This window comes from Mycobacterium sp. 852002-51152_SCH6134967 (assembly GCF_001667105.1).
Taxonomy (GTDB): Bacteria; Actinomycetota; Actinomycetes; order Mycobacteriales; family Mycobacteriaceae; genus Mycobacterium; species Mycobacterium neumannii_A.
Window position 1 is genome coordinate 34,157 of record NZ_LZIK01000027.1, and the last position, 12,134, is coordinate 46,290.

Consider the following 12,134-nt stretch of genomic DNA (forward strand, 5'->3'; position numbering starts at 1 on the left):
ATCGCTTTCGACTCCACATGCGCGGTTCCGGGCCCGTCGCAACCCCGATCGGAAATTGCCACCCATCCGACACGTCGTCGGCACCGAATAGAGATCGAAGCAAAGATCCGACGGCACAAGCCGTCCCGTCCCGAACGGAGCACGAGTGATGAACGCAAGGAAGAGATTGGCCGGCGCAGGGTTGGCCGCGTTGGGAGCCACCGCCCTGATGTTGGGCACCACCGCCACGGCCCAAGCCGAGATGGTCGGACCCGGCTGCACGGCATACGCACAACAGGTGCCTGCCGGTCCGGGCTCGGTGACGGGCATGGCCCAGGATCCGGTCACGGTTGCGGCTTCGAACAACCCGCTGCTGACCACGTTGACGAAAGCTGTTTCCGGACAGCTGAACCCGAATGTCAACCTCGTCGAGACGCTCGACGGCGGCCAGTTCACGGTGTTCGCGCCGACCGACGATGCGTTCGCCAAGATCGACCCGGCCACCATCGAGACGCTCAAGACCGACTCGGAGTTGCTGACCAGCGTCCTGACCTACCACGTGGTGCCCGGCCAGGCCGCTCCGGCTCAGGTCGTCGGCACGCACAAGACGGCGCAGGGCGCCGATGTCACCGTGACCGGTCACGGGTCTGACCTGCGGGTCAACGACGCCTCTGTGGTGTGCGGCGGCGTGCAGACGGCCAACGCCACCGTCTACCTCATCGACACGGTGCTGATGCCCCCGATGAACTGATCTGCGCCACAGCAGGATCCGAGGGCAGCCCGGTACCCCCGAACCGGGCTGCCCGCTCCTGTCGGCGTCAGCCCCGTCTCAGCCCGCCCCGAGTTGCCGCAGCAGCCCGTGCAGGTCGAGTTGGCCGCGGTGGGCGACCAGCATGTCGCCCTGAAACCGGTCGATGTGGATTCCGGTGACCTCGACCTTGGTCCCCGTCGCCGATATGCCGCGGAACTCGCCGTCGTGGGTGCCGGTGAACGTGAACCGCGTGATGCCGTGCGAACCGTCGACCAGAATCTCCTCGATCGCATGCCGTCCGTCGGAAAAACCCCGGGTGAACTCCTCGAGGTGCGACTGCCACTCCTGCCACCCGAGGACCGGCGGTCCGTCGACCTCGACGACCAGCCGTGGCGAGACGAGGCTCTCGACCGTCGCCCAGTCCCTGCGGTCGATCGAGGTGTAGAGGCACTCGACCAGTTCGCGGATCTCGTCCTCGGAGAAGGTCATGGCCGCACCTTGGCGATGATGGTCTCGGCGAACCGCTCGATCGGCTCCCGATACCGCTCCACCCCACCGGGTTCGAGGTCCATACCCATCCACGGACTGCACATCACCGCGGTGATGCCTGCGTCCTCGGCCCGCTTGTACAAATCCGGTGACGGCGGCTCGAGCAGCGCCAGCATGATGCCGAACGGCTCGTTCTCGCGACCGTACTCGCGCAGCAGCGCGCGCAGCTTCTGGGCGTAGCCCACGGCATCGTCCCACCGGTAGGCGTAGCCGACCCACCCGTCACACAGGCGTGCGGCGCGGCGCAGCGCGGCATCGGACTCCCCGCCGCACAGGATCGGCACCGGGGCCACCGGATGGGGTTCGATCATCATCTCCGGCACCTGGTAGTACTCGCCGCTCCACGACACCCAGCCGCCGCGCCACAGTTCGCGCAGGGCGGGGATCATCTCGTCGAGCCGCTTGCCGCGGGTGCGGAAATCCTGGCCCATCAACTCGTACTCCTCGCGCATCCAGCCGACGCCCGCGGCCAGCGACACCCGGCCGTCGGACAGCACCGACGCGGTCGCGACCTGCTTGGCCACCTCCAGCAGCGGTCGCGCCGGCGCGATGTACACGGCGTTGGAGAACCGCAGCCGCGTCGTCACCGCCGCCATCGCACCGATCTGCACCCAGCAGTCGGGCCAGGCGGTTTCCGGTGCCCACATCGGCTTTCCGGTCGGCGAATCCGGATACGGCGAACTGAGTTCGCGCGGATAGATCATGTGGTCCGAGCACACCATCCCGTCGTAACCGGCCTCGTCGAAGGCGCGGGCGAGCCCGAGGATCTCTGACGTTTTCATGAACGCGGTGCCCGACCAGAACTCCATCCTGTTTCTCTACCGCGATTTCAGGGCAGCATCAATGCCATGCCCACATTGTTGTGGTTTCGTCGCGATCTGCGCCTGAGCGATCTGCCCTCGCTGCTGGCCGCGGCCGCCGGCGACGGCGAGGTGCTCGCCTGCTACGTCCTCGATCCCCGGCTCGAAGCGTCGGCGGGCGCCCGTCGACTGCAGTACCTCTACGACGCGCTGCGCGATCTGCGCGACGGTCTCGGCGGCAGGCTGTACCTCACGCGAGGCCGGCCTGAAAAACGAATACCCGTTGTCGCCAAGGCGATTGGCGCGCCGGCGGTGCACATCTCGGCGGACTACACGCCGTTCGGTCGGCGGCGCGACGACGCCGTGGAGGCCGCACTGGGCGATATCCCTCTCGAGGCGTCGGGTTCGCCGTACCTCGTCTCCCCCGGGCGGGTGACCAAACCCGACGGCGGCCCGTACAAGGTGTTCACCCCGTTTCACCGGGCTTGGCGCGAACACGGCTGGCGCGCGCCCGCCACGTCCGGCCTGAAATCGGCGCGCTGGCTCGACCCCTCGGATGTCGCGGGCGCGGTGGACATCCCGGATGCGGGGGTCGCCCTCGACATGCCCGCCGGTGAGACGGCGGCCCGCAAGCAGTGGAAGTCGTTCGTGGCCAACGGAATCGATACGTATGCCGACGACCGGAACCGCCCCGACCGCAGCGGCACCAGCCGCATGTCGGCGCATCTGAAGTTCGGCACCATCCATCCGCGCACCATGGCCGCCGATCTCGGCCGGGGCGAGGGCGCGCAGGCGTACCTGCGCGAGTTGGCGTTTCGCGACTTCTACGCCGCGGTGCTCGCCGAATGGCCCCGCAGCGCCTGGTGGAACTGGAATTCGTCGTTTGACGACATGGAGGTCGACGACGGTCCCGACGCACAGAACCGGTACGAGGTCTGGAAAGAGGGCAGGACGGGCTATCCCATCGTCGACGCCGGCATGCGCCAGCTCGCTGAGACCGGCTGGATGCACAACCGGGTCCGCATGATCGTCGCCTCCTTCCTGGTCAAGGACCTGCATCTGCCGTGGCAATGGGGTGCGCGCTGGTTCCTCGAGCAGCTGGTCGACGGCGACATGGCCAACAACCAGCACGGCTGGCAGTGGGCCGCAGGCACCGGGACGGACGCCGCACCGTTCTTCCGCGTCTTCAACCCGACCACCCAGGGTGAGAAGTTCGATCCCGACGGCAGTTACGTGCGGCGCTGGGTGCCCGACCTCGACGACGACAGTTATCCGGAGCCGATCGTCGACCACGCCGCCGAACGCAAGGAGGCGCTGCGGCGGTACTCCGAGATCACTTGATGATCTGGCCCCCGTCGACCGGGAGCGCAACCCCGGTCAGGTATCTGCCGGTTGCGCCGCACAGGTACACCATCGCGTCGCTGATCGCCTCCGGCTCGACCGGTGGAACGTTGAGCAGCGGCTGCTGGCTGACACTGAACGCCGGATGCTCACCTGACCACTGCGCCAACGCCTCGTTGTAGATCATCGGGGTGGCCACCCCGCCGGGGTGAACCGAGTTGACGCGAATGTTCTTCTCCGCCAATGCCCGCGCGAAGTGGCGCATCACGCCGATGACTCCGTGCTTGGCGACCGTGTAGCCCGCCGCGCCGTGGTTCATGGTGCCGAAGTCGACGGTGACGGGTTTGAACGCGGCCGCCGAACTGGTGATCACGATCGCGCCGCCGTCGCCGTGGGCGAGCAGGGCCGGCAACGTCGCGGTGATCGTGTAGTAGACGCCGTTGAGCATGACGTTCACCGCGTCGACGAACGCGGAGATCCCGCGGCCCTGCTCGCCCGCGGCGGGCAGGATCCCCGCATTGGCGAGCACGAAGTCGATACGGCCGAACTCTTGGGCGCCCTTGGCCGCGATCTCCTGCATCCGCTCCAGGTCGCGCACGTCCCCGCGTTCGGCGATGATCCTGCGGCCGGTCTTCTCCACCAGGTTGACGGTCTCGTCGAGGTCCTCCTGCGTCGCCATGGGGTAGGCGACGCTGTCGATCTGCTCGCACAGGTCGACGGCGATGATGTCGGCGCCCTCCTCGGCGAACCGCACGGCGTGCGCCCGGCCCTGGCCTCGCGCAGCACCGGTGATGAACGCGACCTTGCCCTCGAACTGCATCCGTTGCACTCCTTGCGTCCGCGGTGTCATGACGCATCACCCTACGGCTGGGCGTAGTAGGTCCCCTGTGTTGGGCATATGCCAGAATGTCGGCAGTACCGAGCCCGACCATGAGGAGCAGCCGTGGCCAACACCGAGGTGCAGCGACACACCGGGGTGGACGTCGAAGACGTGCCGTCCGCCGAATGGGGCTGGTCGAAGGAAAACCCCAAGTTCTTCCACATCGGCGGCATCATCGCGGCGCTGTTCCTGCTCTCACTCATCCACGGCAACCACACCGGGCGCGTCGAGGACATCTTCCTGGTCGGATTCGCCGTGCTGATCCTCGGCGCGGTCGCGCGCGACTGGTGGCTGCGTAAACGGGGCTGGATCCGCTAGACCGGATTCAGCGGCCGGAGGGAATCGACCCCAAGGTCGAACAACGTCTCGGTGGCGTCCACACCACGCGCCAATCCGGCCGCGGCCAGGGCGTGTGCCTTGAACGCGCGGGCCGCGACACTCAGCCGGTGCTCGATCGTGTCGATGCGATCACCGTCACCCGGCCGGTCCTGACCCCAGGCCATCACCTCCACGCCGCGCTTCGCCAGCTCGACGACGCGGGTGCGGACCTGCGGATCGTCGCGCAGCAACGCCGTGCTGACCGCCAGCACACCGTTGCGGGGCACGTCGCGCAGGACGGCCTCCGAGGTCTCGTCGAGGGCGGCAGCACCCAGGATCGTCAGCGGCCGCTCGTCAGCGCAGCGCTCGACCCAGACGTCGACATCCCATCCCGCCTGCGCCCGGTCGAACAGCCAGCCGCCGGCGGGCCCGATCACGTCGGCCAGGTCCGCCGCCAGCACCGTCAGGTGATGGCGGTTGGCCGGGCCGTCGGCGGCCGAAGCACCGTCCACCGACACGACGTCGTCGGGAAAGGTTCGAGTTGCCATAGTTTCTATCCGATCGGTCAGCGGCGCCGGTCGAGGAGCTGTCACGGCGCCCCTAGAGCGTGACACTATTGTCGCGATCTGTAAAGGTCCGAGGCTGCGGTGTCGGTCAGTGCGATGCGGCGGCCAGCGGGAGGGCCGATGCCACGGTGGCCAACTCACCGGGGAGCCCGGCCGCGCGGCGGATCTCGGCGAAGGACTCCAGCAGCGCGTCGGTGGCCTCATGCGGGTCGTCGAGTGTGCGATCGTCGGTCAGCACCGAGATGGCCAGTTGGTCGACGTAGCTCCACACGGTGATGTTCATCCCGCTGCCGGTGACCACCGGGCCCACCGAGTAGATCTCGCTGAGCACACCGCCCGCGATGTGCCCGCGGTCGCGGGGCCCCGCCACGTTGGAGATGGTCAGGTTCATCACCGCGCCGGACTCCATCCGACGCGCCTGTAGCCGAAAGAATCTGGGTGCCAACGCCGGCGGCAGGTACGACATCCACGCCGGCAGCACCGCCGGCCCGAGCAGCTGGTGGCTCTCCTTGGCGATCCTGGTCGCCACTGCGGTGAGCCGGACCCGTTCGAGCGGGTCGGCGATGTGCACCGGCAGCGACGGCATCATGTAGGTGAACTCGTTGCCCGTCAACCGATCTGGCGAGGGATTGGTGCTGACCGGGACGCCGGCGATCAGCGGTGCGTCGGCGTGCCCGTCGTAGCGCAGCAGCAGCGTGCGCAGCGCCCCGGCCGCGGTGGCCAGCACGATGTCGTTGAGCGTCACACCCAGATGCCTGCCGGTCTCCTTGACTTCGGCCAACGACAGCGGGGCCGTCGCGAAGCGGCGTCCAGGGGACACGACGTGGTTGATGAAGGTCTGCGGCGGGGCGAAGCTGCGGGCCAGGTCGGGATGGCGGCCGCGCTCCTTGGCGCGCTTGCGCACCCGGGCGACACCCGCGGCCGTCTCGTTGACGAGCCTGGGGAGTCGGCGGATGAGGTGCGCGTGGTCGCGGCCCGCGGCCTTGACCAGCTGCGCGGTGCTGCGCATCGCGGGATCGGCGACGGCGCGAACGGGCGTCGGCGTCTCGTCCTCCAAGGCCTTGGCCAATTGGTTGGCCGAGGCCACGCCGTCGGCCAGCACGTGATGGACCTTGTGGATGATCGCGACGCGCCCGTCGGCCAGCCCCTCGGCGACGTACATCTCCCACAACGGCCGACTGCGGTCCAGCGGCGTGCTGGCGATCTGGCCGATCAGGTCGTCGAGTTCGCGCCGTCCACCCGGCGGCGCGACGTGTGCTCGGCGCAGGTGGTAGTCGAGGTCGATGTCATGGTTCTCCCACCACATCGGATGGTGCAGCCGCAGCGGGATGTCGACGAGTTGGTAGCGCAGTGCCGACAGCGCGAGCAGGCGCGGATAGGCGACCTCCCGCAGCATGTCGAAGCTGTAGTTCTCGACGCCCGACACGTCGAGGATGCCGATCTTGAGGGTGTGCATGTGGACCTCGGGCGTCTCGCTGTACAGCATCAACGCGTCCACGCCGTTGAGTCGCTTCATACCTCCCCGCATCCCCCTCGCCCAGCCGACGCCTACCGGTTTCCCAATCGTGCTCCTTCTCAAGCGTGTTCGGTCAAGAGGTGACGATCTGCCCGAAATTTGTCAGGCTGACGGCATGACCCTCGTCGCCGCCCACGGACCGCTGAGCAACGATCCGGCCGGCTGGTTCACGCCCCCGCTGCCCGACGACGTGGTGTTCGTCGAACCCCATCCGCGCCGCGTGCAGGCGCTGCGCGGCGGTCGCACGGTGCTCGACACCGAGCGGGCGTTGATGGTGCATCGGCGCGACCATCCGCTCAGCTACGCCTTTCCCGTCGACGAGGTCGGCGACCTTCCGAGTGAGCCGGTGGTCGAGGCGCCCGGATACGTCCGCGTGCCGTGGGACGCCGTCGACACCTGGCTCGAGGAAGGCCGCACGCTCGTGCACTATCCGCCCAACCCTTACCACCGCGTGGACTGCCGTCCGACGCACCGCGCGCTGCGGGTGACGGTGGCGGGTCAGGCACTGGTCGACACGGCCGAGACGGTGATCGTGTTCGAGACGTCGCTGGAGCCGCGCCTCTACGTCGACCCGTCGCACGTGCGAACCGACCTGCTGCGGCCGTCGCCGACCACGACCTACTGCAACTACAAGGGCTACGCGTCGTACTGGTCGGCCGTCGTCGGCGACACGGTGGTCGAGGACGTCGCGTGGAGTTATCCGGAACCGCCGCCCGAGACGCTGCCGATTGCGGGCTTCTTGAGCTTCGACCCCGAGCGCGTCGAGATGTCGGCCGAACTGCCCTCACCCCACCGATAACCCCTGTGCCGATAACCACCGCGCCGAAACTGAATCTGTGCTCGATATTGCGCCGAAATTTCGCACAGAAGTTCAGATTCGGCGACCGTAGCTAGGCTTTGGCGATCACCGACTCCCCGAACCGCTCGATGGTGTCGAGCACGTGCGCGAGGCTGTCGCCGGGAAGACCGACCTGAACCCATGTCACCCCGATCCCGGCCAGCTTCTCCAAGCCGGACAGGTACGCATCGGCGTTGAAGTCATCGCCGCCGGGGCTGCCGCCGTCGGGGTTGGTGAACGTGACGTCGATGCGCGACCAGTCGCTTCCCGCCTCGTCGAAGCGGCGGCGAAGGTCCTCGACGCCGGAGGTCAGTGCGTCCACGTCCATCGGTGCCGTGCGCGCGGTCTGGGCCAGTACGGCCGGTGCGGGGAACGGGCACCACCCGTCGCCGTAGGCGACGACGCGTTTGCGGGCGGCGCCGGTGTTGCCGCCGATCCAGATGGGGGGATGGGGATCGGTCACGGGCCGCGGGTGCGCGGTGATCCCGCTGGCGGTGAAGTGGCGGCCCTCGTACGAGAAGTCGTCGGTGGTCCAGATGCCGCGGATCACCTCCAGCGCCTCCTCGAACAGGGCGGCGCGCTCTTCGAAATCGACCCCGAGCGCGGCGAATTCGCGTTTCAGGTAGCCGACCCCCACACCGAGCGTGAACCGTCCCTCCGACAACAGGTCCAGGGTGGCACCGGCCTTGGCGACCACGAACGGATTGCGGTACGGCAGCACGACGATGTTGGGGATGAGCCGCAGCGTGGTCGTGGTCGCGGCCGCATAACCCATGGCCACGAACGGGTCCACCGCGTCGTGGCCGCCGGCGTTCAGCCAGCGCTCAGTCGGCGCAGGGTGGTCGGTGAATCCGAAGCCGTGAAACCCCGCGGCCTCGGCGGCGGCTGCGACCGTCGCGATTCCCCTGCCGGTGACCAACTCCGGGTTGTACGGATGGGTGTGCATCGGGTGGGTGAAGGTGAACCGCATGTCTTTGTGTCCCGTCTAGAACATTCTTCTCGTTTTCCGAGAATGTCGTTACCATGCGAACCGCGGAAAGTACAGCTTCGACAGCGATGGGAACTGCGGACATGGGCAAGCCCGAGATCGGCGTGTACCTGCCTCAGATGGGCTTCACCTACGGGCAGATGCTGGATCGCACCCGGCGCTGCGAGCAACTCGGCATCGACTCGCTGTGGCTCTACGACCATCTCTACGGCCCGGGCGTTCCGGACTATCCGTCGCTGGAGGCGTGGACGCTGGCCACCGCGCTGCTCAGCAACACCGAACGCATCCGCGTCGGACACATGGTGCTGTGCAACCAGTTTCGCCATCCCGCGGTGCTGGCCAAGATGGTCACCACACTCGACCAGATCTCGGCCGGCCGGCTGCAACTCGGGCTCGGCAGCGGGTCGATCGAGGACGAGCACAACCGGGTGGGGCTGCCGTGGGGGTCGTTTCGCGAGCGTTCCGAACGCCTCGGCGAGACGCTGGAGATCCTCACCCAGGCCTTCGCCGAGGAGCGAATCGACTTCAGCGGCAAGCATTTCACCGTCACGGACTTCCCCGTCAAGCCCGGTCCTGTGCAGCAGGGGCCACCTCTCGTGGTCGGCGGTGTCGGCGAGAAGTACACGCTGCCGTTGGTCGCGCGCTACGCCGACGTCTGGAACGTGCCGACGTACGCCCTGGGGGAACTGGAGCACAAGGTGTCGGTGCTGCGTGCCATCTGTGAGGACGTCGGCCGGGATCCGTCGAGCATCTTGCTGTCGGTCGAGGCGGTGATGGCACTGGCACCCGACGACGCATCGCTGCCGGACGTGAAGCGGCTAGCCGAGAAACGTTTCACCCACGATCGCGCATCCGACCAGACGTTGGACCTGCTGGCCGGCGAGGTGATCGCACGGCTCTAAGCGGGCCGCTTCGCCGGTGGCGAGTAGTTCGGCCTGCCGAGCCCGAGTGCGTGCTGGGCGATCATGTTGCGGAACACTTCCAGCGTGCCGCCGTAGATACCGGCGGGTCCGGCTAGGCGGAAGGCGTACTCGACTCCCCCGTCGCCCGCCGCACCCTCGGCGCCGGTCGGCAAGCTTCCTACGGCGCATACCAGATCCATCAGATCCGGTGCGACGTCGCGCATCGTCTGCGCGTTGGCCACCCGGCCGAACATCTCCGGCGTGCTCATCGCCGCCTCGATCCTGGCGATCGCGCGGCCGAGGCGATACCGGGCCGAATCCTCCTCGCCGACAACGGCGGCGATGCGGTCGACCGCCTCGGCGAGCAGTAGCAGGTGCTCGGTCATCGTCGCCAGCTTCTGCAGACCCTGGTCGTCGCGTTCGATGGTGCCGTGCTCGGCGTTGAGCGCCTCGCGCAACACCGACCAGCCGCCGTTGACGGCGCCGACGCGGTACTTGTCGTCGACGCGGACGTCGCTGTAGTAAGTGATGTTGGTGCGGTCGCCGTCGACGGTGCGGATCGGCTGGATCTCGATGCCCGGCGAGGAGAGCGGCACCAGGAACATCGTCAGGCTCTGGTGTTTCGGCGCGGCGGGGTCGGTATTGGTGATCAGGAAGACGTAGTGCGCGTTGTGCGCGTTCGATGTGAACATCTTGGAGCCGTTGACCACCCAGGCGTCGCCGTCGCGTACCGCCCGGGTCTTGCAGGTCGCGACGTCCGAGCCGCCCTCGGGTTCGGTGTAGCCCAAGCAGAGCCGGTAGTGCCCCGAGAGTACCTTCGGGAGTATCTCCTGCTTCAGTTCCTCGGAGCCGAACTGCTGCAGGCTTCGTGCCACCATCATCGTCGTCGGCCAGTGGAACCACGGTGCGTGCGAGCGGCCGATCTCCAGCTCCCAGATCCGTCGGCGAATGGCGTTGAACCCACCTTCGGCCTCGGAGTTGAAGTCCGCGGCGAGGTATCCGCGCGCGGCGAGCGCCATATGGACACCCTCGTCGAAGTTCTCGCCGGTTTCGCGGTCCCGCTGGATGACCTCGTCGGTGACGACGGAGCGCAGGAAGTCCCGGAGCTCGTCCTGAAACGCGCTGTCGTCCTCGCTCAGCTGCACGCGGGAGAAGTCCACCTGGACACCGTGACACTATTGCGGTTAGTTGTAAAGTCTTGAGCGGTTCATCCACGGAAGGCAGCACATTGGGCATCGTCACCACCAGTTCGGAGACCGCCTTTCGACACCCGGCGGAGACGATCTATGACTTCGTGACCAACCCGGCGAACTGGCCCAAGACGTATCCCACCAGCGCCCACATCGGCGGACTGCCTGAGCACCTGCCGTTGCGCGTCGGTGACACCTGGACCGAGACCGGCCCCGACGGGAACCGCATCTTCACCTGGCACCTGGCCGTCGCCGCGCGCCCGACGATCTGGGTCTTCACCTCGGTCGGCCGGCTCGGTCATGACAGCGACGGCAACGGCGGCATGGAGGGCCGCATCACCGTCGAGTACCACTTCACCCGGCCGGGCGAGGACATCACACTGTTCACCCGGACGATGACGGTCGAGGCCCCCAAGCACGCCCCGATGCCCGACGGTTTCTTCCGGACGGTCAACCCGGCACACATCGACGCCTACCACTCCGCGATCGCCCGCGAACTCACCTTGTAAAAAAATCCCCGCGAGCGACCGTGTCTGCACACGACACGCCGCCACATCACGACAATTTGTGGACACTCGCGGCCGGCGAGCGTCCGTACTCAGCTGCCGTGCAACGCGCGCCGCAACGCCGCGCCCTGCAGTTCGAACAGCCGGATGCTGGTGTCCCACTCGGGAAGCAGCGAGTCGAACCCGTGACAGGTGCCCGGAAACACGTGCAGTTCGGTCGCGACGCCGGCGCGCATCATCCGCAGCGCATACTCCACCGCTTCGTCACGTAACGGGTCGAGCTCTGAGCAACTGATGAAAGCGTCTGCCACACCGGACAAGTCGGCCGAGCGGGCCGGAACCGCGGATGCATCGGCGGCCGTATCGCCCAGGTAGTGCCGCCACATCATCTCGGTCGCGGGCCCGTCGAAGCCCGGCGTCGTGGTGAACTCCGTCTTCGATTCGGTGGGCCGGTCGTCGAGCACCGGTTGGTGCAGCAGCTGAAACACCACCGGCGGCGCCGACGAGTCCGCCGAACGTTGCGCGAGTCCTGCCGCCAGCGCGCCGCCTGCGCTGCTCCCCGCGACCGCCAACCTGGTGGCGTCGAGTCCGAGTTCGGTCGCGCACTCGACCGTCCAGTTCAGCACGGCCAGCGCGTCCTCGAGCGCCGCCGGGAAGGGATTCTCAGGCGCCAACCGGTAGTCGACCGAAAGCACCGTACAACCGGCGCGCCTGGCCAGCTCGACGCACTGCAGGTGGTCGGTGTCGAGATTGCCCAATACGAACGCCCCGGCGTGACAGTAGATCACCGCCGGCGACGGTGCGGCCGCGCCGCGGTATATCCGCACCGGAACCGAGTGCGCCACCCGCTCTTCGATCTCGACGACGATGTCGTTGACCGCCCTGGCGGTTTCGGCGCGGCGCTGGTTGAGCGAATCGCGCACGACGCCGAGCAGTCCTGGCGACAGGTCGGTGCGGGCCTCCGCCAGGTGGCGCAGCGCGGGGTCGAGCCGCTCGGTGATGGTCACGAC

14 protein-coding genes are annotated in these 12,134 nt (G+C 67.7%); 6 read left to right on the forward strand and 8 right to left on the reverse strand.

Annotated features, from left to right (window positions below):
• Positions 1-148 precede the first annotated feature (148 nt).
• Positions 149-730, forward strand: a complete 582-nt coding sequence (locus A5790_RS09780) for a fasciclin domain-containing protein (protein ID WP_066843157.1) — start codon at positions 149-151, stop codon at positions 728-730.
• A 78-nt stretch (positions 731-808) separates the two neighbouring features.
• Here A5790_RS09780 and A5790_RS09785 read toward each other — a convergent pair whose 3' ends face one another.
• Positions 809-1,219 (reverse strand): ester cyclase, encoded by a 411-nt coding sequence (locus tag A5790_RS09785; protein ID WP_066843073.1) that lies wholly within the window; start codon positions 1,217-1,219, stop codon positions 809-811.
• A complete protein-coding gene (locus tag A5790_RS09790; RefSeq protein ID WP_066843075.1) occupies positions 1,216-2,088 on the reverse strand; it encodes a TIGR03619 family F420-dependent LLM class oxidoreductase in 873 nt (290 codons plus the stop codon). The genes A5790_RS09785 and A5790_RS09790 overlap by 4 nt, the downstream gene beginning before the upstream one ends.
• Positions 2,089-2,127: 39 nt before the next feature.
• Here A5790_RS09790 and A5790_RS09795 point away from each other — a divergent pair, with 39 nt between their 5' ends.
• Positions 2,128-3,420, forward strand: a complete 1,293-nt coding sequence (locus A5790_RS09795; protein ID WP_066843076.1) for a deoxyribodipyrimidine photo-lyase — start codon at positions 2,128-2,130, stop codon at positions 3,418-3,420.
• Here the strand turns inward: A5790_RS09795 and A5790_RS09800 are convergent.
• On the reverse strand, positions 3,413-4,270 hold the full coding sequence (locus A5790_RS09800; RefSeq protein WP_231987694.1) for a mycofactocin-coupled SDR family oxidoreductase: 858 nt from the start codon (positions 4,268-4,270) through the stop codon (positions 3,413-3,415). The genes A5790_RS09795 and A5790_RS09800 overlap by 8 nt on opposite strands.
• Before the next feature lie 93 nt (positions 4,271-4,363).
• Here A5790_RS09800 and A5790_RS09805 point away from each other — a divergent pair, with 93 nt between their 5' ends.
• Positions 4,364-4,618 (forward strand): DUF2631 domain-containing protein, encoded by a 255-nt coding sequence (locus A5790_RS09805; protein WP_066843080.1) that lies wholly within the window; start codon positions 4,364-4,366, stop codon positions 4,616-4,618.
• Here A5790_RS09805 and A5790_RS09810 read toward each other — a convergent pair.
• Both A5790_RS09810 and A5790_RS09815 read right to left on the reverse strand, forming a co-directional pair.
• Positions 4,615-5,166 (reverse strand): hypothetical protein, encoded by a 552-nt coding sequence (locus A5790_RS09810; RefSeq protein WP_082961649.1) that lies wholly within the window; start codon positions 5,164-5,166, stop codon positions 4,615-4,617. The genes A5790_RS09805 and A5790_RS09810 overlap by 4 nt on opposite strands.
• A 106-nt stretch (positions 5,167-5,272) precedes the next feature.
• Entirely contained in the window at positions 5,273-6,700 is a 1,428-nt protein-coding gene (locus A5790_RS09815; RefSeq protein ID WP_066843082.1) for a wax ester/triacylglycerol synthase family O-acyltransferase, read from the reverse strand.
• Positions 6,701-6,815: 115 nt separating this feature from the next.
• Between A5790_RS09815 and A5790_RS09820 the strand changes: the two genes are divergently transcribed.
• Positions 6,816-7,499 (forward strand): DUF427 domain-containing protein, encoded by a 684-nt coding sequence (locus A5790_RS09820; RefSeq protein ID WP_066843083.1) that lies wholly within the window; start codon positions 6,816-6,818, stop codon positions 7,497-7,499.
• Positions 7,500-7,590: 91 nt separating this feature from the next.
• On the opposite strand, the gene A5790_RS09825 is transcribed toward A5790_RS09820, so the two are convergent.
• Entirely contained in the window at positions 7,591-8,508 is a 918-nt protein-coding gene (locus A5790_RS09825) for an LLM class F420-dependent oxidoreductase (protein WP_066843085.1), read from the reverse strand.
• Between the two features lie 101 nt (positions 8,509-8,609).
• Between A5790_RS09825 and A5790_RS09830 the strand changes: the two genes are divergently transcribed.
• Positions 8,610-9,428, forward strand: a complete 819-nt coding sequence (locus A5790_RS09830) for an LLM class flavin-dependent oxidoreductase (protein ID WP_066843087.1) — start codon at positions 8,610-8,612, stop codon at positions 9,426-9,428.
• Here A5790_RS09830 and A5790_RS09835 read toward each other — a convergent pair.
• Complete coding sequence (locus A5790_RS09835; protein ID WP_066843091.1) at positions 9,425-10,588, reverse strand: acyl-CoA dehydrogenase family protein; 1,164 nt, start codon at positions 10,586-10,588, stop codon at positions 9,425-9,427. The genes A5790_RS09830 and A5790_RS09835 overlap by 4 nt on opposite strands.
• A 68-nt stretch (positions 10,589-10,656) precedes the next feature.
• Here A5790_RS09835 and A5790_RS09840 point away from each other — a divergent pair, with 68 nt between their 5' ends.
• The gene (locus A5790_RS09840) at positions 10,657-11,127 is read left to right on the forward strand and encodes an SRPBCC family protein (protein WP_066843093.1); all 471 of its coding nucleotides are present in this window, start codon (positions 10,657-10,659) and stop codon (positions 11,125-11,127) included.
• Positions 11,128-11,216: 89 nt separating this feature from the next.
• Here the strand turns inward: A5790_RS09840 and A5790_RS09845 are convergent, their stop codons facing one another.
• Positions 11,217-12,131, reverse strand: a complete 915-nt coding sequence (locus A5790_RS09845) for an alpha/beta hydrolase (RefSeq protein ID WP_066843095.1) — start codon at positions 12,129-12,131, stop codon at positions 11,217-11,219.
• Positions 12,132-12,134: the final 3 nt, after the last annotated feature.